Raw genomic sequence first — 20,712 nt, 5'->3', positions numbered from 1 at the left:
CGGCACCGGATTCGATCCGGTGCCGCCCCTCTTCACGTGCCTGCCTACGCCTCGCTCATCATGTCCTGCTCGAAGCGGACCGCGAACTGGTTCATGTACCGGGACACGTCCTCCGCCGTCATCCGCACCCCGTACTGCGCCTCCGCGTTCGCCGCGAACGCCTTCGGTGTCGGCAGCCCCTCGCCCTCTATCGAGCCGCGGAACACCTGGTACAGCTCGTCGTCCGTCGGCTGCTCGACGAGCTCCGGCGCACCTTCACCCAACGGCCGCGTCCCACCCGCCCCATTGGGCACAGGGAACTCCGGCTCCCGGAACTGCGGCTCTTGGTACTCCGGCTCCGGGTACTGGGGCTCCCGGTACTGCGGCTGCGGCTCGGGCTCCGCAGCGCGGGGAGCCGGTACCGGGGCGGGGGCCTGCGGGGCCTGCGGCTGCGGTGCCCGCGGCGGCTGCTCCTCGTAGCGCCCCTGGTGCTCCGGCTCGGGAACGTACACCGACGGATCGAACTCCGGGTCGTAGCCGCCGCGATATTCCTTGCGCAACTGCCCGTTGAACGCCGGGGGAACGTAGCCGGCGTTCTGCTCCACGGCCACGGCCGGGGCAGCGGCCGGTGGAGCCGCTGGAGCCAGCTGCGGCGCCTCCTGCCGGGCGGGAACGGGCGGCAGCAGCGGCGCCTCGATGCCCGCCGCCGCGAGACCCTCCGGCGCGGTCTGCGACAGCGGAACCCCGTACCGTGCGAGGCGCAACGGCATCAGCGACTCCACCGGAGCCTTCCGCCGCCACGCCCGCCCGAACCGGGAATGCAGCCGCGCCCGATAGACCAGCCGCTCCTGCTCCAGCTTGATGACCTCGTCGTACGAACGCAGCTCCCACAGCTTCATCCTTATCTCTAGTCAACGGCACGTCTCTACAGGTGGAGGCGCAAAAGAGATGTCTGGGATGTGAGGTACGCGGGCACTTAAAGGTGCTGCAGGCCTGCTTTCAGGCGTGGCTACTTGGCTCGCGTTCTTCTGGAGCTGCAAGGGCACTTACACCATCAACAGAATCAAGCCACCGTGTTCGCTCGGCACCTGAAACGATCGACGTGGACATACCATCCTCCTACAAGTCGCAGTGAACAGCAGGATCTTAGGCCTGCAGGACCGAGCTGTGACGGCCACGCATGGGGGAGTTTGTCGTGACAACATCGGCCGATCTTCTGCTCACAGCCGCTGCCTCTATGGGGGGAGCCATGGGCACCGAACTTTGGAAGCCCGCCCTCAAGAGCCTGGTCACATTCCGACGCCGTCGTCACGGTGGTGCAGCTGAGGGTGAAACCGAGGCGGTGGCTCGACTCGACTCGCTGGAGCAGGTAGTAGCGGCTGCTGAGCCTGACCAGAGGGAGGCGATGATCAACGCTGTGGAGCCACAGGTGCGCGAGATTCTGGCCTCCTGCGTCGGCGACGAGCCCGACACAATCCAGGAGCTCCTCGATGCGCTGAAGGCGCAGGGTGTGGAGCCGCCTACCGATGCCTCAGTGAAGCAGGACGTTAAGAGCAACTTCGTCTTCGGCAACCAAAACGTTGCTGGCCGGGACAACAACTTCGGAGGAGCTCGCTGATGTCGTTGCCGACCCCGCCTGAGCCCTCGGTGGAACAGGAGGTCAAGGACAATGTCGTCCACGGTGACCAGAACGTTGCTGGCCGGGACAATAACATCACGAATTACCTGACCGGACTGCGGCGCTTGCGCCCGCGTGCGATCAGCCCTGACACGTTGATGCCGGCCAACCGCTTCGTCACCCCTGGCGACGAGAAAAACACCAGCTTTGACAGGGCTGGTCAAGCGATCCGAACCTCCTACGGGAGCACAGCCGCCCGCATCGTGGTCCTGCTGGCTCCCGAGCAGCATGGCCGCAAGTCGGCAGCGCTCCGTCTGCTGGCCACCACAAACCTCCCGTCTGATCGCTTCTTCGAACTACGGCCTGACTGGGATGAACCGGACGTTGACTGCCTGCCCGTAGAGCGCGGCGCGGGCTATCTCCTCAACCTGCGTGGTGTTACTCAGTCCCTCCCCGATGCTTTCTATAGCGATCTAGCGACGTATGCGTCCACGCTGCGCAATGCAGGCAGCTACATGGTCATCACTGCCACGAGGGCCGTCTGGTCCCAGGCGCGAGCAGGCGCGCTCCATCCCGAGATCTTCGTGGTGGAGATCGATCGCCCAAAGCCCGGTGATGTTGTCAAGAAGTATCTGGAGAGCAAAGAGCAGACGCGGGATCGCTCTGGCTGGATTGACAACGAAGAAGGCGTGTTCTTTGGCCTTTTGCCGAAAGGTTGCGCACCCGGTGAAGCGGTTCGGCTGGCATCGATCATTGCAAGGGCCAAGCACGTCACAGACAAGGAAGCTCTTGATGAGTACAAGGGCTGGGAAAACCACCTGAGGGACTGGTTCAGCGCCGGAGGCCGGGAAGGAGTCGAAACGCGAGCCGTCCGAATCGCTGGCGCCTTCCTGGATAGGGCGCCAGCTGCGGTAGTGCTGAACAGCGCTGACCTCCTGCTTGAGGCCCGCAAAGTCAACCTACCCATGCCTGAGGGTGGGCTCCTCGCGATGCCGGACGCACCGACGCGCCTCGAGCCAGCAGATATGTCCTTCAACGAGGCTACTGGTGTTGCATCACTTGACCACGAGTCGCAAGGGCCAGCAATCCTGCGATACCTCTGGACGAGGCACACGCAGCTGACTGAGGAGGTGCTCACCCAGTGGCTCCAGGACATCAGTCAGGGGCCGGCCGAGGGTCACCTTGAAGCGCTCGCTTCTTCGCTCACTCAACTTGCTGAGACGGTGGGCATAGAGCCCCTATTCGATCTGGCAGAAGGCTGGCTCCGTAACGGCAGTAAGCAGCATCTGGAGCTTGTCGGCGACCTCATTTCCGATCTCGCCGTGCACGCTACGCTGGGTAGTCAGGCAAGGGTTGAGCTGGCGAAGTGGGCCGCAGGGAGATCGGAACCGGCACGCCAACGTGCCGTCGCCCGAGCTTGCGCAGGTTCCTTCGGGAAGGAGTACCCCAGCCAAGCTTTGACCCGAGCTCGCTACATCATCAACTCGCCGGGTTCTCAGGACCCGCAACAGGTGGCACAACGGGAAGCCATCGAAGCTGTGCGTACATTGGCCGCGGATGGGGATCTCGCACCTCTCGTGACCGACACCGTCGTCCACTGGATCACGAATTCAGGTAAGCCGACCGGAACGGCATGGAGCGTCTTCTACGACGTCTTCACCGTTCCCTCTAGCGTCGATCAGCTTGATAAGACCCCTCTGGCAGTGGCGCTCAATCAGACGGGTAAGGCAGGCGAAGTAGTACGTCGACGCCTTCTGGAGGGATGGGAGCACATCGTTCAAAACGGTGAAGATTTGCCCCAAGCCCAGAAAGTTCTGCTGACCTGGCGCCGGAGCGCTGAGGACGGTTTGTTGCCAGAGGGCCCCGTGGTCGAAATCATCATCGCGCTCAGCCGGGTTACGGGCATCGCCAAGGCTCCCCTGCGGGATGTCGTAAAGCCTGACGGCCGGTTGAAGGACGCCCTACTCGCTTCCCTTTTTGTGGAGTACCAGAGGGCGTACGGCGTGGCACCGGGTGGGCCTGCCGTGCCGTTCGCGCCCACGCCGGCACAGCAGACCGTTCCTGACTCACCTGAGGCGGATTCCGCAGCACCATGATTCGAGTTCTTGGCTGGCGAAGGGGGCGACGATTCTTCAATCGTCGCTCCCTCTCGGCATCACTGGAAAGCAAGGATCGCGGGTTGTACTTCCGTGCGACCGTCCACTACCGCTGGCGCATTAACGGTGAATCCTCCGCTCCCCGACCCCTAGCTCCCGATGGCCTGGCGCGCCACCTCCTCACAGCAGCGCTGGAGGGTGTGGCTGGTCAGTATCGGATGCTGGACTTTTGCGCAGCAGAGGACGCCATGAACACTGCGCTCTGTCAGGAAATATGGGATGCCGAGCAGCGCATCGGTGTTGAGGCAGGCGTGCGCCTTAGGATCACGAAGGCAGATAAACAACTGGCACAGCAGCGGGCTGAAGAAGAAGTAGTTCTGCGGTCAGCACATGCACGACAGACTGTCGAACTCGAGCTACTGTTCGATCGGCTCACTGATCAGACCCTCGGACCGGTTTGGTGGGTCAGCCGGTATGCCGAGCTTCAGTTCGCGACCGGCGACCCGGAGAAGAAGGTCGAATCGTTCCTACGCGCCTTTGCCGTGCTACAGAAGGCGCTTCATGCCGCCAAGGTCGATCAGACCAGTGACGAAAAACTCCTCGTCCGAAGTAAAATAGAGGAAGTGTTCAGCGTTATCGAAGACAAGGAGTCGCTGGATCTCGCAGTCCAGGTCATGAATCGCACCTTGGAACACCTTGGAATAGGCGGTACGGCAGGATTCAATGGCAGCGGACGTAACCTCGCACAGGAGCCGCGCGCAGAGTTTTGACCAACAATCCCCGCACAAGAGCGCTCCGTTGAGCGCCATCTGACCTGCATCGCCCTGGCTTCACACAGCGATGACACCGCCGCCGGTATCGTGCACCACTTCCTGCCAGGCGAGGGCAGGGCATTCGGCGATGAGTAGGGCGTTGAGCCCGTCCGGCCCGCCAGCTGCCGCAACTCGTGCGAACGCTTCCTCCTGAACAGGGAAATTCCCTTGGAGGGCGTCACAGTGCTGGCACCCGTTGGCCAGGTATCGGGCACACATGGTCTCGCTGTATCTGAGCCTCACTGGTGCCGTTAGGTCTGTCAGGCCGTGTTTCCCTAGAAGCCGCACGGCGAGTGCCATGGTTCGGGCGCTCTCCGTGGTGTAGAGCCCGCAGTACCCGCGTGCTGGCCGAGCCGGATAGAGCCCGACAATGCAGGTGGTGCCTCTTCCGCACTTCCAACAGGATCGGTTCAGTCCGAGGACACGAAGGGGCAGGCTGGGAGCGGCCCCGGGCGATGGCGCCGCGGGCAGGGTGAGTTCGTCGGGGTCAAAGTCGTCCGCCTCGACGAGCTTGTCCACGTGGCGGCACGTCGCGCAGCGCACCTCCCAGGTGCCTCTCTCACTTCTCCGTACGAACCCACCGTGTGCAGCCACCCACACGGAACAGGACGAGCACCCTCCTGCGAACCGGTTCTCCACGTCCTCCCTTTCTACGATTCGGCCGTCTCGAGGTGAGTGGCGGGTTCAGGTTCGCGTGGGTGCAAGGGCCCGCCTGGCACCGCTTTGCTCAACTGCTGCTCATGGATCTCTGGACGGAGCGCATCTCGGCGAGGAAAGCCGGGCTGAAGAGGCCAGCGCGCAGAGGAGTCCGTTCCAACCGAGGCGCCTTCAGGCGCCACAGCCATCGCCCATAAGCCTGTCGCAGCCGGGCACGCTCGTGCTGCCAGCGGCTCTCCCACTTCAGCGCTTCCCGGTAGGTGAGACCGGGGTTGTCCAGCGTCCATAGGTACAGGCGCCGTGCCATGAGCGGAGCCAGGAGGAAATGGATGGGCCGGACCGGGCTCTGCCTCCTGGCCATGCGCTGTTCCTCCTTCGGCGGGACTGTGTTCAGCACCGGCATCGTACGGGCGATGCTGTCGCTCCGGTGCTGAGTGGTGGCAGCCTGATCTGGATCTACGTGGCGCGCATCATTTTGCGCAGACTCTGCCGGGCTGCGGTCAGGTCGTCCTCCAGGTCCTCGATCGTGGCGCGCAGTGCCTTGTTGTCGGCTTGGGCTTGCTGGAGATCCTTGGTGAGCGCTGTGTTCGCGCGGCTCAATTCCTCTACGCGGGCTGTGAGTTCGCTGGTGTCGGTGTTGTTCAGTTCCGTGCCGAGCTGGAGGCGGAGTCGTTCGCGCAGCCGGTTGCGCTCTTCCCGGAGGTCCTTGACCTGCTGCTGGGCAAGCACGAGGTCGGTCTTCAGGCTGGCGGTGCTGACGCGGGTCTGTGGTGGGACGGCGTCGGCTGTCGCCTCGATGCCGAGCTCCTCCTGGCGCCGGCGGGCGGCGTCGATGTGTTCGCGCAGCCCCGGTGAGTACGCGAGCCAGCTGGAAACGCCTGCCTCCTTGGCAACTCTGGCGAACGTGATCTTCGTGCCCGCGCGCTGCAGGGAGTCGAGAACTTCCAGCACGCGGCGTCGCTTGTTCTGGCTGTCGCGCTCTCGCGCAGCCTTGAGCGCGGCAGCTCGGCTTTCGTGACCGGTCACTGATCCTCCTCGCGCGACTTGACCACGGTCAGCGGCAGGAGCTTGTGGGACGCGGTGGCCCGGGACTTGCGGAGGATCTTGCTTGCTTCCTCGATCTCGTGCCGCTCGTCATCGGGTAGTGAGGCGAGCTCGTCGCGCATGGTGGCGGCCACGTCCTGGTAGCTGTCGATCTCGGCGTTGATGTTGGTCACAACGAAGTCGGCGGCACCGATGGCATCAGCTGCCTCGCGGTCTGCTTTCAGACCACGTACGTGATCTTCGATTGCTGGCAAGTAGGACGGGTCGGGGCGATAGAAGGGGCAGCCCGAGCACTGGAAGCGAAGCGGACAGGAGCCGCCGCCAGCGCTGACGTTGGATGGCTCAGTGCAGTTGCCGAACGGGACGGCGACCGAAGCGATCTCGTACTTGCTCTGGGCGAGAGGGGCCGACCGTCCGGTGCGGTCCACGGCCAGGGGGGCCAGGGCTCGCACAGCTTCCCGTTTACGTTTCAAGGTCACCTGGTAGTAGCCCATGGTCGTGTCGACCGAGGCGTGATCCATGAGGTCGCGCAGGACATCGACGGGTACACCGGCGTCTGCATGCCGCTGGGCGTAGGTGTGGCGGAAGGCGTGAGCGGTGATCTGGGAGCGGTCGAAGGGCATCGGTTGCCCGTCCGGCCCCGGGATGTCGCTGTCGATGCGGGGGAGCGAGTCCACCCAGGTGCGTAGTACCGCTGAGATGCTGTCACCCCGGATGTGCCCGTTTCCGCGGCCGGAGCCGTGCATGGCACTGGGAAAGAGCCACTGTCCCGCGCGCTCGGTCAGCGGGAGTTCGGCACGGCGCTGTTCCCAGCGGATGATCAACTCGGCTGTGCTCTGCGCGATGGGCAGGCGGCGGCCGTTCCGCTTGGCCTTGTGGTTGTCGTAGATCAGTTGGTAGTGCTCGTCCTCCTGCTCGACGCAGCCCACCTTGAGGCTAGCGACCTCGCTCAGGCGGCGCCCGGTGTCACGCAGGACGGCGTAGATGGTCTGGTGGAACAGCTGGGAAAGGTCCTTCGGCCAGCCCCGCTGGGAGGCGCTTAGCAGATCCAGCTGGGCGTTCAGCTGACGAATGACGGTGTCGGGCAACGCTCGGCCGATCTGTTCCTCGTTGACCTCGACGGGAGCCACACGGTGGTGGCGAGCCCGGCTGAAGGTACCGGGAACGTCGTCCATCAGCCCGCCTGCACGGGCGAACTCCAGCACGGCGAACCACGCTCTGACCAGCTTGTCCTGGGTGGCAGATGCCCGAGGCTCCCCGTTCTGCTTCCGGGATTTCTTGATCGCGTCGACAGCAGCCGTCATGTCAGCAGCGCCGAGACGCGAAGGAGCATCGCCGCCACCGGCCCTCTGGGCCAACCCCTCGGACGCGGCGGAGAAGGCCAGCAGGGAGGTGCGCAGTTCCTGGATGGTCGGCCGAACCGAGCGGGCCCATTCCATCAGCAGTGCGCGCAACCACTGCTGCCGAACGACACGGAAATCGATGTCGCCCTTCACCGCGTCGTAGCGACGATGGGTTGCGGCCCACAGCCCCACGGCGGCCGCGTCCCAGACCTCACCCGCCATCGGATCGGCCCCCTCGTACTGCCGCCGAGCGCGCTCGACCATGCGCTGGATCTGCCCCAGCAAGGCTCGCGCCGGGCTGCTGCCCTGCTGCCCGCCGAGCCGCAGCGCCGACACGTCCAGGCTGCACAGGCTGTCCACGTCTGCGACGGCTGCGATGGCGAGCCGTACCGAGAGCGGACTGATGCTCAGCCCTGCCCGGTCGCGTTCCTGCAGTCCGAGCAGCAGCTCGTGGGCGACGACGGGGTGAAGTCCGCCGCACCAGAACTGATGGACCTGCAGGAACGGGCCGGCAGCAGCAGCCCACTTCAGAAGCTGGTCGGGAGTGCGCCTGCCGTTGCTGATCTCGCGGCGCCACTTCCCATGGTGTGACCCACACAAGCGAAGTTGTTGCTGCTCACGGACGCACCCGCCGACGAGGCATTCTCCCTGGTGCGGCAGCGGCTGGGGGCGCGTCGAGCGCTGCCAGTCTGCAACGCTCAGCTCGGGGCTGCGTCTTCTGCGCTCGTTGAAGGTCGAGGCATGTGTGGGACAGAGCCCGTGACTTACCGCTTCCCGTGCGCATCGCCCCGAGCTGTCAGCAACCAAGCACGCCTCACGATCCGACAGTCCGCGTGCGCGCCGTTGCCGGGGCGGCTGGTACGTCGCGTCGAACTCATCGGCCGACAGATCGCTCGACCGGGCAGCCGCCTTGCAGGGCGAGCACCGGCCGACGCGACCAGGGCACGGCGTCTGGCAGGTGGCTACCTTGCACCGCGACGCACCAGTGGCGTCGCTGTCCAGATCACCGTCGAAGAACATCCGCTCGTGGTCCCACTCGCCCGGACGCCAGTCGGGCTGCACGTGTTGGCGCAGCCAAGCCAACCAGCCAGCGCCCGGCGTCTCGGGATCCGACCGCGAGGGCAAGGGCGAAGCGAGTACTTGCTGCATCACGCAGTCACCGCCCGCCGCGCCGCCACACGCTCCACGGCATCCCGCTTCTCTTGCTCGTTGGCATGCAGGTAGATCGCGGTGGAAGCGGCCGACACGTGCCCCATCAGCTGTTGCACGACGTCGATCGGCACGCCGGCTCGAACCCAGGCCGTCGCGGCGGTGTGCCGAAGCATGTGCGGGCGTACGACGAACCCGCACTGCCGCGACAGCCGCTCGAACATGCCCTTCGCGGCCTGATAGGTCATCGCCTTGCCTAGAGGCCGCTGGTAGAGGTTGACGAAGACCAGGTCGTTCGCCTCGGCCTCGACCACGACATCGCGGTCGGCACGATAGGCCACATACTCAGCCACCGCGGGCCCATCGACAGGGACGACCCGCGGATAGCGGGACTTGGCAAGGGCCTTGTTCTCGTTGTCGCGGCGGTGGCGCACGTGGATGTGGGCCCCGCACACGCTGCAGCCGAGGGCACGGGAGTCCGGGAGGAAGTGCATGTCCTGCCTTCGCAGCCCCAGAGCCTCCCCGATACGGATGCCGGTCGCCAGCATCAGCACCACCAGGAACCGGTCCCGAGCCGTACGACACCCGGCCACCACCGCAGCGACCTGCTCCTCGGACAGCGCCTCGTAGGGCTTCTCCACCTCGAGCGACTTGATCGCCTTCGCGCGCACTGTGCGGAACTGCCCGCGCTCACCGGTATCGAAGCCGGGCGGCGGTGTCGCGAGATAGCGCGGCTGCGACAAGCGGTCCGCCACCTCCGGCGCGATCACGCCGTGAAGAGCGCAATACCGTAGGTACTCCACCACCGCCGTGATCGTCGCGTTGACCGTCGCCCCGGAGCGGGACTTGCCTCGTCGACCTGGAGTGGACTCCAGCCAGAACCGGAAGCGCGCCATCGAGGCCAGCGTGACGGTCCTCCAGTCGACCGCGTACTCGGCGCACCAGGTCAGGAACAGGGCCAGGCGCCCGGCGTAGACCCTGATGGTGTTCACAGACCGGTCAGCACCGTGCAGGAACGTCAGGAAGTCCGTCCCCTCCCGGTGGATCACGAGCTGAGGATCGAGGATGACCCAGCGAGTGCTCTGCACATCCCCAGTGGGAGACAGGGCCCGTTCAGCCTGAAAGGCGTCGGCGTTCATGCCGTACCTAACGTGACTCCCGCGTTGTAGATACTTGTGAGCCACGAACGAGTGACGAGACGTGCCGTACGTCCCTGACGGGTCAGAGCGGCATAGAGATATTCATCCGCCGCCACAGCAGAAACGTGGGCAGCGGAGCGAGCAGCCAGCGCGTGATGCGCACGCCCTCCATGTGCTTGTCCGCGGTGATGTCCGCGATCCGCCCGATCGCGTGCCGGGCCGCCTCCACGGCCACCACGAACAGGATCGGGATCACCGCGTGCATGCCGGTGCCCAGCGGATCGGGCCAGGCCGCCGCGCCGTTGAAGGCGATCGTGGCCGCCGTCAGCAGCCACGCCGTCTGCCGCAGCAACGGGAACGGGATCCGGATCCACGTCAGCAGCAGATCCAGCGCGAGGAGCACGCAGATACCGGCGTCGATACCGATCGGGAAGACGTACGAGAAGTTCCCGAAGCCCTTCTCCAGGGCCAACTCCCGCACAGCGGCGTACGAACCGGCGAAACCGATGGCGGCGATGACCACCGCCCCGGCGATGACCACCCCCACGAGTATCCGGTGCGTCCGTGTCAGCTTCAGTGGCGCGGCCACTCCACTTCCCCTCCAAGTTCCGGCTGTTGCGGCCAACAGACTGGCACATGCACGCGCAGGGGTGCGGGCCGGTACGCACGGAAGCCCGGCCCCCCGAGGGGGACCGGGCTTCCGTCAGGAGGTCAACGGGCCGCGCTCAGGCGCCCTTCTTGGACTCCGACTCCTTGGGGGACGCCGACTCCTTGGACTCCTTGGACTCCTTGGACTTCTTGGATTCCGAGGGCTTCTTGGACTCCGAGGCGGACGCCGACGGCTTCGCCGAGCCGGACGAATCCGAGGACGCGCCGCCCTTGGCGGACTCGATGACCTTGGCCACCGCTTCCTTCGCCGCCTTCTGCGCGTCCTTCGACAGCGAGCTCGCGGACGGGGCCTCGTCGCCCGCGAGACCCGAACCGTTGTAGTCGACCGTCACCACGACGTTGTCCACGCGCGAGACGACCGTCTGCTGCTTGGACGTGACGGTGTCCTTCTTGTCCTTGTACTTGCGGTCGTAGCCGATCTGCGTCGCCACGTCGCCCGTCTTGGACACCGGCGTCGACTTGACGTCCTTCGCGTCCGAGGTCGCCTTGGCGTCCTTGATCTGCTTCGCGTAGTAGTTCTCGGCCAGCTTGTCGCCGCTGCCCCGGTTCACATCCGATTCGAAACGGACGAACGAGACATTGAGCCAGCGGAACTGGGAGCCCTTCACGCCGTTGTTGTCCAGGCTGGACCAGGAGCAGCTCGCGCGCGTCGACTCGTCGTCGGACGCGCCGGCCTTGCTCTCGCCCTTCGGGACGAGGTCCTTCAGCGTGCTCTTCGAGAACGCGTCGCAGGCCTGCGGCAGCTGCTTGTACGTCGCGGGCGTGACCTTCTTCGCCTTGGCGCCCGAGGTCGAGGCCGAGGCCTTCGCCTGCGAGTCGTCCTTCGCGCTGTCGGAACCGGAACCGGACGAGCAGCCGGCTACGACGAGAACCGCAGGCACGGCGGCCGCGCAGACAAGGGTGCGGGTGAGTCGCTTGGTCGGACGGTGCATGGTTCCTTCACTAGGACGCTGACAGGGCCACGGACCCGACACGTGATGACCATTCGACCTTCACGACTGGGGTCCGATGGGTCACCGTACGCCGTGGCCGACGCGCCCGTCTCGCCTTCACCATGCCATCGGGCCGTGCCCTAATGCCCCTAATCGCCGAACTTGCCGACCAGGTTTCCGGCCAGATTCTGCGCTGTGTCCTGCATTTCCTTGCTGTCCGGCACCTTTGCGACGGTCGCCGACTGCACCTCGTACCGGACGGTCACCAACACATTCGACGTGCGGAACGCCACAGTCACCGTGCGGTGCCGACCGGTCGTCGGACCCGCCAGCACGTCGTCGACGAACGCCTCGTCACCGAGATCGTCGAGCAGTCGCGGCTGAAGATCCACGGGGGTCGCGGACGGCGAACCGCTGCCGGAGCCTGAGGGGTCCGGGGAGTCCGAATTGCCGGAACTGTCGGCTCCCTTGGAGGGGGAGTCGGAAGCCGAGGTCGATGATGAAGCGCCATCGGACGGCTCGTCCGACGCGGCCTTCGACGCCGAGGCCGACGCATCCGACGCCACCGGCTCCGGGAGATGCGCCGCATCCACCTTCGACGCGAACACGGCCGCCGCGCGGTCGTCGTCGCTCACCGCCGTGTCGTACGACACCACCCGCTCGAAGTCGAGGCTCAGCCGATGCGTGCCGCCCGGGGCCGAATCGTCCTTCCACCGGCACCCGACCCGGCGATCCGTGTCGTACGTGACCGTGGCCACACCCTCGTACGCCTTCTCCCGCTGCTCCGCGTCCGGGAGCTTCCTGATGCCGGGGAGCATCTCGTCCAGCGTGTCCTGGTCGGGCTGGCCGCACGGCTCGGGCAGCGTCCGGTACTTGCCCGGTTCCGCGGTCGACGCGGTGGCGCTCGGCTCACCGGGCTTCGAGTCGCCGGCGCCGCCGCCGTCATCGGAACCACTCGTGCAGCCGGCGAGCACAGCCGCAAGGAGCACGGCGACGCCCGGTACGAACGCGTACGACTTCCGCTGCACCCTGAGGCTCCTCTCGGCGCCTTGCGCCTGGTTAATCGGTTGCCGCGGCGGTGCGGCCAATGGGCACTATGTGTATCGCACGCGCCGCTGTGAACGCCGGTCCGGCATCCGATTTGCCGTGCTGGCGACGGTATTTGCGCTACATCCATTTCGCATGCTTCACCACTTCCGAACCAACTCATCCGATCCTCGGGGGATTTCATGTCATACGTAGAGGTTCCGGGCGCCAAGGTCCCGATCCGCATGTGGGCCGACCCGGCCACGGTCGAGGGCGCCGCCATGCGGCAGCTCCAGAACGTGGCGACGCTCCCCTGGATCAAGGGCCTGGCCGTCATGCCCGACGTCCACTACGGAAAGGGCGCCACCGTCGGCTCGGTGATCGCGATGCAGGGCGCGGTCTGCCCGGCGGCGGTCGGCGTCGACATCGGCTGCGGCATGAGCGCGGTCAAGACGTCCCTGACCGCCAACGACCTCCCGGGCGACCTGTCCCGCCTGCGCTCGAAGATCGAGCAGGCGATTCCGGTGGGGCGGGGGATGCATGACGAGCCGGTGGATCCGGGGCGGCTGCACGGGTTCGCGACGGGTGGGTGGGACGACTTCTGGGGACGGTTCGGCGGGGTCGCGGATGCGGTGAAGTTCCGGGAGGGGCGGGCCGTGAAGCAGATGGGGACGCTTGGCGGGGGAAACCACTTCCTCGAACTTACGTTCGATTCTGAGGGTGCGGTCTGGCTCATGCTGCACTCCGGTTCCCGCAACATCGGCAAGGAATTGGCGGACCATCACATCGGTGTCGCGCAGGGCCTGTCGCACAACCAGAACCTCGTCGACCGCGACCTCGCCGTATTCATCGCGCAGACCCCGCAGATGGCGGCCTACCGCAACGACCTGTTCTGGGCGCAGGAGTACGCCAAGTACAACCGCACGATCATGATGGCGCTCTTCAGGGACGTGATCCGCAAGGAGTTCAAGAAGGCGAGGCCGATGTTCGAGCCGGAGATCAGCGCTCACCACAACTACGTCAGCGAGGAGCGGTACGACGGCATGGACCTCCTGGTGACCCGCAAGGGCGCGATCCGCGCGGGCTCCGGCGAGTACGGGATCATCCCCGGCTCCATGGGTACGGGCTCGTACATCGTGAAGGGCCTCGGCAACGCGGCGTCCTTCAACTCCGCGTCGCACGGGGCGGGTCGGAAGATGAGCCGCAACGCCGCGAAGAAGCGCTTCTCGACGCGTGACCTGGAGGAGCAGACGCGGGGCGTGGAGTGCCGCAAGGACTCCGGCGTCGTGGACGAGATCCCGGGCGCGTACAAGCCGATCGAGCAGGTCATCGACCAGCAGCGGGACCTCGTGGAGGTCGTGGCCAAGCTCAAGCAGGTCGTCTGTGTGAAGGGCTGACCCGCTCGCGCCGCGCGTACCCTGGACTTCGTTTCCTGGATCGTCGCCGAAAGGTAGGGCAAGGCCATGGCTCCCGCTCCCGCATCCCGTATCGCCGTCGTCACGGGCGCGAGCAGTGGCATTGGTGCCGCCACCGCCCGGCGGCTGGCGGCCGAGGGGTACCGCGTGGTGCTCACGGCCCGCCGGCAGGAACGGATCGAGGCGGTCGCCAAGGAGATCACGGCGGCGGGGCACGATGCCGTGGCGTATGCGTTGGATGTGACCGATCGGGCCGCGGTCGATGAGTTCGCCTTGGCGTTCAAGACCATTGGCGTGCTGGTGAACAACGCCGGGGGTGCGCTCGGTGCCGACCCTGTCGCCACCGGTGATCCCGAGCAGTGGCGGCAGATGTACGAGACGAACGTCATCGGCACGCTCAATGTGACGCAGGCGTTGCTGCCCGCGCTCACCGCGAGTGGGGACGGGACCGTTGTCGTTCTGTCGTCGACCGCGGGGCTTGGGACCTATGAAGGCGGGGGCGGGTACGTCGCCGCCAAGCATGGGGAGCACGTGCTCGCGGAGACGCTGCGGCTGGAGATCGTCGGGACGCCGGTGCGGGTCATCGAGGTCGCGCCCGGCATGGTGAAGACGGACGAGTTCGCGCTGACCCGGTTCGGTGGGGACGAGGCCAAGGCCGCCAAGGTGTACCAGGGTGTGGCCGAGCCGCTGAGCGCGGACGACGTCGCCGACACGATCGGCTGGGCCGTGACCCGGCCGCCGCACGTGAACATCGACCTGCTGGTGGTGCGGCCGCGTGCGCAGGCGTCCAACACGAAGGTGCATCGTGAGCAGCAGTGATGCGAGCGATCCGCTGGACGTGCTTCAGCGGGAGTACGACGAGCGGCGTCGCGCGGAGGAAAAGCGCGGCGAGCGGTACATGTGGTGGTACCTGGGGTACTTCCTGTTCGGCATTCATATCGTGGCGTTCGTGATGATCTTCGCGGTCAAGCACGCCAATTAGCGCGGCCGCCTCAGCCCGCGTACGCCGTCGGCGGCACCCCCACCGTCGCCGTGAAGTCCCGGACGAGGTGGGCCTGGTCCGCGTAGCCGAGGTCGGCGGCGAGTGCGGCCCAGTCGATGTTGCGGCGGGCCGCCGCCGTCTCCACGGCTTCGTGGATGCGGTAGCGCAGGATGCACCACTTCGGGCTGACGCCCACGTATGCGTGGAAGAGGCGTTGCAGCGACAGCACCGTCATGCCCTCGGCCTGCGCGAAGTCGGCGACGCGGCGGACCCCTCGGTCGGCCCTTATCCGGTCGACCAGGCCGATCGCCAGCTCGGCCTGCGGGGCGGGTTCGGCGGGGGCCAGCGGCAGCAGGTACGCGTCGAGGGCGGCGATCCGGCCGGTGTCGTCGGCGGTGTCGTCGGCGGGGGAGAGGACGGCCGCCGGATCCGTGGCCGGGAAGACCTTCTCGTAGGGCAGGACCCGGCCCGTCCACTGCGCTACCGGCGCGCCCGGTGCGAACGGCCGGAACGCCCCCGGCCGGAACTTCGCCCCGCACACCTTTCCCCGCCCGTGGATCTTGCGCGTGTAGAGGCCGGGCGCGGCGACACCGGTCAGCTCCCCGTACGGAGGCTGGTCGATGTCGTCCTGCTGGAAGGTGAGGTGCACGGACGGGTGGGGCAGCACGTTCGAGGCGTACGGCTCCGGCAGGTCCCAGTCGATGAACCAGTAGTGCTCGACGTACCGGCGCAGCGATTCGGCGGGCTCGTGGCGCCGCAGCCGCACGCGCGTGAGCAGTGCGGCCGGGTCGACGATCCCGCGGGTGTCGGGGCGCTCCGGTGACCTCTCCGGTGACATGAGATGAGCGTAGGGCGGGGCACTGACATCGCCCGTCCGCCCGCCCGTCGCGTCGTGTTTCTTCAAGCCGGGCGGGCCGTGCGCTCGTAGCGTCGAAGTATGGACATGAACGAGAAGCAGACGCAGAACCAGACACAGACCAAGCCCCTTGGCGCGCTGCTCGCCGCGGCCGTCTCGCGCGCCGTTCCCGTCGTCGCCGGGATCGGGGACAAGGCCCTCGACGCCCCCACGCCGTGCGCGAACTACGACGTGCGGGCGCTGGCCAACCACCTGTTCCACGTCGTCGTCGAGTTCCAGAAGCTCGCGGTGAAGCAGGATTCCGATTTCACGGCGCCGCCGGATTACGTGGCGGAGGCCGACTGGCGGGAGCGGTTCGCGCGTGAGGCGCAGGCGCTGGTCGAGGCCTGGTCCACGCCCGGGGCCGAGGAGGGGACGACCGGGGCGCTGAACATGCCCGCGCGGACCGTGGGCGGGATGGCGCTGCTGGATCTGACCGCCCACGCGTGGGATCTGGCGCGGGCGACCGGTCAGGAGTACGGGGCCGATCCGGCGGTGGTGTCGGAGCTCACAGCGGTGGTGGAGCAGCTGGCGCCGACGGGCCGGGAGATGGGGGCGTTCGGGGCGGCGGTGCCGGTGGGCGCGGACGCGGATCCGCTCGCGCGCATGCTGGCCGCCACGGGCCGGGACCCGTACGGGGAATAGCGTGCGGGCGCGCACCGTTCCGGAGGTATAGTTGAAGCGTCAACAACCTGCGGAAGGTGAGCAAGGTGAGCACGATGCAGTTCGGGATCTTCACCGTCGGTGATGTCACGCCCGACCCGACGACCGGCCGAGCCCCGAGCGAGCACGAGCGGATCAAGGCCATGCTCGCCATCGCGCGCAAGGCGGAAGAGGTCGGCCTCGACGTCTTCGCGACCGGTGAGCACCACAACCCGCCGTTCGTCCCGTCCTCGCCGACGACGATGCTCGGCCACATCGCGGCGAGCACGGAGAACCTGATCCTCTCCACGTCCACGACGCTGATCACCACGAACGACCCGGTGAAGATCGCCGAGGACTTCGCGATGCTCCAGCACGTCGCGGACGGCCGGGTCGACGTGATGATGGGCCGCGGCAACACCGGGCCGGTCTACCCGTGGTTCGGCAAGGACATCCGCGACGGCATCGACCTCGCCATCGAGAACTACGCGCTGCTGCGCCGCCTCTGGGACGAGGACGTCGTCACCTGGAAGGGCAAGTTCCGCACGCCGCTCCAGTCCTTCACGTCCACGCCCCGCCCGATGGACGGCGTCGCGCCCTTCGTGTGGCACGGCTCCATCCGCTCGCCGGAGATCGCCGAGCAGGCCGCGTACTACGGCGACGGCTTCTTCCACAACCACATCTTCTGGCCGGCCTCCCACACCAAGCAGATGGTGAACCTGTACCGGCAGCGCTACGCCCACTACGGGCACGGCACGCCGGAGCAGGCCATCGTCGGCCTCGGCGGCCAGGTGTTCATGCGGCGCAACTCCCAGGACGCGGTACGGGAGTTCCGCCCGTACTTCGACAACGCGCCGGTGTACGGCCACGGCCCCTCCCTGGAGGAGTTCACCTCGCAGACCCCGCTGACGGTCGGCTCGCCGCAGGAGGTCATCGAGCGGACGCTGTCCTTCCGGGACTACGTGGGTGACTACCAGCGCCAGCTGTTCCTCATGGACCACGCCGGGCTGCCGCTCAAGACGGTCCTGGAGCAGCTCGACCTGCTGGGCGAGGAGGTCGTGCCGGTGCTGCGCAAGGAGTTCGCGAACAAGCGTCCTGCGAACGTGCCGGACGCGCCCACGCACGCGGCGCGGGTCGCGGCGAAGGGGGTCGACCGGGTATGAAGCTCGTCGTCGTGTCGGCGGGGCTGAGTGCCCCGTCGTCCACCCGGCTGCTCGCCGATCGGCTGGCCGCCGCGACCGTGGAGCGGGTGGACGCCGAGGTCGAGGTGCTCGAACTGCGTGACTACGCCACGGAGATCGCTCAGCACTTCGTCACCGGGTTCCCGCCTGTTCGGCTGGCCGCCGCGCTGGACGCGGTGGCGGCGGCGGACGGTCTGATCGCGGTCTCGCCGGTCTTCTCGGCGTCGTACAGCGGGCTGTTCAAGTCGTTCTTCGATCTGATCGACAAGGATGCGTTGACCGGGAAGCCGGTGCTTGTCGGGGCGACGGGGGGTACGGCGCGGCACTCCCTGGTCACGGAGCATGCGCTGCGTCCACTGTTCACGTACCTGCGGTCGATCGTCCTTCCTACGGCGGTCTATGCGGCGTCGGAGGACTGGGGTGAGGAGGGGCTCGCGGGTCGGGTCGCCCGTGCGGGTGGGGAGTTGGCGGGGTTGATGGGGTCTTCCGCGGAGGCCCCTGACGTGGACACAGCCCCGGCGATCGCGCCCCGCGCTCTGCATGGCGCGATCACCTCGGTCGACCCGGACGACGGCTTCGAGGTCGTCCCCTTCGCGGAGCGCCTGGAGGGGCTACGGGTTGGCTGACCCGTTGTCTCCCCCACCCCACCCCTTCCCGAAAGCCCTGCCGGGCGGGCCTGCTCAATCGCCGCAGGGGCTGTAAGCGGCCCTGCCGGGTGGGTCTGCTCAATCGCCGCAGGGGCTGTAAGCGGCCCTGCCGGGTGGGCCTGCTCAATCGCCGCAGGGGCTTGATAGATCAAGCTCCTGCGGCAAAATCAAGCCCCGCCGGCGATTGAGGCGCGGGGTCCGGGGCGGAGCCCCGTGGCCTTGGGGTGCGGGGTCGCTCGTTCACTGTCCCGGGTGGCGGAGCCGGCGGAGCTTCTGCCACGCCCGGCGCCGCCGAGTCGCAGAGAGGTCCGCGAAGAGCGCCGCGTACCGGGCCACGATCGGCTCCGGGTCGTACCGGTGCGCGGAGGCAATCGCCGCCGCCCCCATCTTCCGCCGGGCCGGCTCGTCCTCGATGAGGTCCATGACCGTCTCGGCGAGCGCACTCGCGTTGCCCACGGGCACGAGCCGCCCGTCCACCCCGTCCGTGATGATCTCGGCGGGGCCGAGCGGCGCGTCCGTACTGACCACCGGCACCCCGCACCGCATCGCCTCCACCAGCGTCATCCCGAAGGACTCCGCGTCGGAGGCGCTCACCACGATCGACGCCCGCGCGAACTCCGGCTCGATCGGCGACACCGTCCCCATGAGCCGGGCCCGGCCGCCGAGACCGAGCTCGTCCACGAGGGCCCGCAGCTGCGGTTCCCGCCGGCCGCCGCCGTAGATCCGCAGTTCCCAGTCCGGATGCTTCGCCGACACCGCGCCAAAGGCCTCCAGGAGGAGGTCGTAGCGCTTTCCGGGGGTGAGCCTGCCGGCCGCGGCGATGATCTTCGAGCTGCCGTCCGAGGGCGGCACATCGGCCGGCGGCACGATGTTCGGCACGGAGAGGATCCGCACGCCGGGCAGCCGCATCTTGGCCCGGTACACCTCCGCGTCCTCCTCCGTGACCGTGACCAGCGCGTCCAGCGCCCGGTAGCGCCTGGCGAGCGTCTTGAGCAGCCGGCCGCTGTGCGCGTCGTGCCGCAGGTGTTCCTGCGCGATCCGCAGCGCCCGCTTCGGCCCCCACTGGGCGAGGTAGACATTGAGGCCGGGCCGCGTCCCGATGACGACGTCGGCCTCGCAGCGCTCCTCCAGGTACTCGCGTACGCGCAGGTCGTGCAGCAGCGTGTACTGGTGGTGGCGTTTGTCGGTGGCGGGGTAGACCCGGGCCCGCTTCCCGTACGCGGGGTGGAGCCTGTCGGGCGACCCGGCGTGCAGGTCCACCAGGGGTACGAGGGTGATCCGCGGGTCGACGGGGAACCGAGGGGCCTCCCGGTGCCGGGAGAGCGACACGATCTCCACGTCGTGGCCGCCGTGCTCGATGAGCGCGGCGGCGAGGTTGAGCGTGGTGCGCGCCGTGCCGCCGACGGCGTACACGTTGTGCAGCAGGAACGCGATCTTCATGTGGGCATGTGTTCCCCGGAAGGCGCGCGCCGCGGGTGAGATCCGGGGAAGAAGCCCTTCGGCCGACCACCGAACAGGCGACCCGCCGCCGCACCGGACCCGACCGGGGCGCCCGCCGGGCAGGTCGCGCGGCGCCCTGTTGCGCGGGCGCCCCGGCCGACATTATGAGGGCATGCGCTTCTCGGTCAACATTCCGAACTTCGGTGACTTCGCCGACGCCCGCACCGTCGCCCGCACGGCCGTCGCGGCCGAACAGGCGGGCTGGGACGGCCTGTTGGTGTGGGATCACGTCGTGCACGACAAGAAGGTGCAGCGCGGCAAGCCCTTCGGCGACCCCTGGATGCTGCTGACGGCGGCGGCCCTGGCCACGTCCCGACTCAGGGTCGGCACGCTCGTCACGGCGGTGCCCCGCTATCGACCCGAGCAACTCGCCCGGCAGGTGGCCACGTTGGACGCGTTGAGCGGTGGCCGTGTCGTGTTCGGCGCCGGTCTCGGCGGCCCCGCCGGCGACGAGTACGGGAGCTTCGGCGACACCGTCGACCGGACCGTGCACGCCGAACGCCTCGACGAAGGGCTGGACTTGCTCGCCCGGTACTGGTCGGGCGCCGAGGTGGACCACGACGGCGCCCACTTCCGCGTACAGGAGACGCAGCTGCTGCCCGCGACCGTGCAGCAGCCCCGGCCGCCCGTCTGGATCGGCGGCTTCTGGCCCGCCCGGCGGCCGATGCGCCGGGCGGCCCGCTGGGACGGCGCGGCCCCGTTGTTCGCCGACGCCCTGCACGGTGTGCCGCCGCGCCCGGACCGGTTCGCGGAGGTCGTCCGTTACGTGAACGAGCACCGGGAGTCCGCCCAGGGCCCCTTCGAGTTCGTCGTCGGCGGGCTCACGCCGCCCGGCAAGGCGGCCGCGCTCGACATCGTGGGACCGCTGGCCGACGCGGGGGCGACCTGGTGGGACGAGCGGCAGTTGCAGACGGGCGGGAAGATCGACTCGTACGAGGCGGTGCTGCGGCGGATCGAGGCGGGACCGCCAGAGCTGTAGAGGCCGG

Annotated in this window: 18 protein-coding genes and 1 pseudogene; 10 read left to right on the top strand and 9 right to left on the bottom strand. The window is 67.6% G+C overall.

Translation table 11 applies throughout. The features are described 5' to 3' along the window. Nucleotides 1–44: 44 nt before the first annotated feature. Nucleotides 45–878, bottom strand: a complete 834-nt coding sequence (locus ACWD2L_RS29680; RefSeq protein ID WP_351339734.1) for a hypothetical protein — start codon at nt 876–878, stop codon at nt 45–47. 350 nt (nt 879–1,228) lie between these two features. Here ACWD2L_RS29680 and ACWD2L_RS29675 point away from each other — a divergent pair, with 350 nt between their 5' ends. From ACWD2L_RS29675 to ACWD2L_RS29665, 3 genes are read left to right on the top strand one after another with little or no spacing between them, the layout of a single operon-like run. Further along, nucleotides 1,229–1,597, top strand: a complete 369-nt coding sequence (locus ACWD2L_RS29675; RefSeq protein WP_351339737.1) for a hypothetical protein — start codon at nt 1,229–1,231, stop codon at nt 1,595–1,597. Then, nucleotides 1,597–3,693, top strand: coding sequence for a hypothetical protein (locus tag ACWD2L_RS29670; RefSeq protein ID WP_351339738.1), 2,097 nt, complete (start codon nt 1,597–1,599; stop codon nt 3,691–3,693). Before ACWD2L_RS29675 ends, ACWD2L_RS29670 begins: the two co-directional genes overlap by 1 nt. Then, nucleotides 3,690–4,463, top strand: a complete 774-nt coding sequence (locus tag ACWD2L_RS29665; RefSeq protein ID WP_351339740.1) for a hypothetical protein — start codon at nt 3,690–3,692, stop codon at nt 4,461–4,463. The genes ACWD2L_RS29670 and ACWD2L_RS29665 overlap by 4 nt, the downstream gene beginning before the upstream one ends. A 1,155-nt stretch (nt 4,464–5,618) precedes the next feature. On the opposite strand, the gene ACWD2L_RS29660 is transcribed toward ACWD2L_RS29665, so the two are convergent. The 6 genes and pseudogenes from ACWD2L_RS29660 to ACWD2L_RS29635 all read right to left on the bottom strand — a co-directional run bounded on the left by ACWD2L_RS29660 (nt 5,619) and on the right by ACWD2L_RS29635 (nt 12,466). Continuing rightward, nucleotides 5,619–6,188 (bottom strand): DUF6262 family protein, encoded by a 570-nt coding sequence (locus tag ACWD2L_RS29660; protein WP_351339742.1) that lies wholly within the window; start codon nt 6,186–6,188, stop codon nt 5,619–5,621. Next, nucleotides 6,185–8,698 carry a tyrosine-type recombinase/integrase gene (locus ACWD2L_RS29655; RefSeq protein ID WP_351339744.1) on the bottom strand — a complete coding sequence of 838 codons (2,514 nt, stop codon included), beginning with the start codon at nt 8,696–8,698 and terminating at the stop codon, nt 6,185–6,187. The genes ACWD2L_RS29660 and ACWD2L_RS29655 overlap by 4 nt, the downstream gene beginning before the upstream one ends. After that, a complete protein-coding gene (locus ACWD2L_RS29650) occupies nt 8,698–9,837 on the bottom strand; it encodes a tyrosine-type recombinase/integrase (RefSeq protein WP_351339746.1) in 1,140 nt (379 codons plus the stop codon). Before ACWD2L_RS29650 ends, ACWD2L_RS29655 begins: the two co-directional genes overlap by 1 nt. Before the next feature lie 97 nt (nt 9,838–9,934). After that, nucleotides 9,935–10,426: pseudogene (locus ACWD2L_RS29645) on the bottom strand (DUF2637 domain-containing protein); the annotation flags it as partial. A gap of 136 nt (nt 10,427–10,562) precedes the next feature. Beyond that, entirely contained in the window at nt 10,563–11,438 is an 876-nt protein-coding gene (locus ACWD2L_RS29640) for a DUF3558 family protein (protein ID WP_351339748.1), read from the bottom strand. Nucleotides 11,439–11,587: 149 nt separating this feature from the next. Continuing rightward, entirely contained in the window at nt 11,588–12,466 is an 879-nt protein-coding gene (locus ACWD2L_RS29635) for a DUF3558 domain-containing protein (protein WP_351339751.1), read from the bottom strand. A gap of 201 nt (nt 12,467–12,667) precedes the next feature. Here ACWD2L_RS29635 and ACWD2L_RS29630 point away from each other — a divergent pair, with 201 nt between their 5' ends. The 3 genes from ACWD2L_RS29630 to ACWD2L_RS29620 all read left to right on the top strand — a co-directional run bounded on the left by ACWD2L_RS29630 (nt 12,668) and on the right by ACWD2L_RS29620 (nt 14,861). After that, on the top strand, nt 12,668–13,861 hold the full coding sequence (locus ACWD2L_RS29630) for an RtcB family protein (protein WP_351339753.1): 1,194 nt from the start codon (nt 12,668–12,670) through the stop codon (nt 13,859–13,861). A gap of 66 nt (nt 13,862–13,927) precedes the next feature. After that, on the top strand, nt 13,928–14,698 hold the full coding sequence (locus ACWD2L_RS29625) for an SDR family oxidoreductase (RefSeq protein WP_351339756.1): 771 nt from the start codon (nt 13,928–13,930) through the stop codon (nt 14,696–14,698). Next, nucleotides 14,685–14,861, top strand: coding sequence for a hypothetical protein (locus tag ACWD2L_RS29620; protein ID WP_351339828.1), 177 nt, complete (start codon nt 14,685–14,687; stop codon nt 14,859–14,861). Before ACWD2L_RS29625 ends, ACWD2L_RS29620 begins: the two co-directional genes overlap by 14 nt. 10 nt (nt 14,862–14,871) lie before the next feature. On the opposite strand, the gene ACWD2L_RS29615 is transcribed toward ACWD2L_RS29620, so the two are convergent. After that, complete coding sequence (locus tag ACWD2L_RS29615; RefSeq protein ID WP_351339759.1) at nt 14,872–15,699, bottom strand: helix-turn-helix domain-containing protein; 828 nt, start codon at nt 15,697–15,699, stop codon at nt 14,872–14,874. 99 nt (nt 15,700–15,798) lie between these two features. Here ACWD2L_RS29615 and ACWD2L_RS29610 point away from each other — a divergent pair, with 99 nt between their 5' ends. From ACWD2L_RS29610 to ACWD2L_RS29600, 3 genes are all read left to right on the top strand, one after another. Further along, nucleotides 15,799–16,401: a TIGR03086 family metal-binding protein gene (locus tag ACWD2L_RS29610; RefSeq protein WP_351339761.1), complete on the top strand. Its 603-nt coding sequence runs from the start codon at nt 15,799–15,801 to the stop codon at nt 16,399–16,401. A gap of 74 nt (nt 16,402–16,475) precedes the next feature. After that, the gene (locus tag ACWD2L_RS29605) at nt 16,476–17,561 is read left to right on the top strand and encodes an LLM class flavin-dependent oxidoreductase (protein ID WP_351339821.1); all 1,086 of its coding nucleotides are present in this window, start codon (nt 16,476–16,478) and stop codon (nt 17,559–17,561) included. Then, nucleotides 17,558–18,205, top strand: a complete 648-nt coding sequence (locus ACWD2L_RS29600) for a CE1759 family FMN reductase (RefSeq protein WP_351339763.1) — start codon at nt 17,558–17,560, stop codon at nt 18,203–18,205. Before ACWD2L_RS29605 ends, ACWD2L_RS29600 begins: the two co-directional genes overlap by 4 nt. A 261-nt stretch (nt 18,206–18,466) precedes the next feature. Here the strand turns inward: ACWD2L_RS29600 and ACWD2L_RS29595 are convergent, their stop codons facing one another. After that, nucleotides 18,467–19,666 (bottom strand): glycosyltransferase family 4 protein, encoded by a 1,200-nt coding sequence (locus ACWD2L_RS29595; protein WP_351339766.1) that lies wholly within the window; start codon nt 19,664–19,666, stop codon nt 18,467–18,469. A 172-nt stretch (nt 19,667–19,838) separates the two neighbouring features. Here ACWD2L_RS29595 and ACWD2L_RS29590 point away from each other — a divergent pair, with 172 nt between their 5' ends. After that, nucleotides 19,839–20,705 carry an LLM class flavin-dependent oxidoreductase gene (locus ACWD2L_RS29590; RefSeq protein ID WP_351339768.1) on the top strand — a complete coding sequence of 289 codons (867 nt, stop codon included), beginning with the start codon at nt 19,839–19,841 and terminating at the stop codon, nt 20,703–20,705. Nucleotides 20,706–20,712 lie beyond the last annotated feature (7 nt).

The sequence above is a fragment of the Streptomyces sp. NPDC002754 genome (genome assembly GCF_053592315.1).
This window is presented reverse-complemented; position numbering and strand designations above follow the sequence as displayed.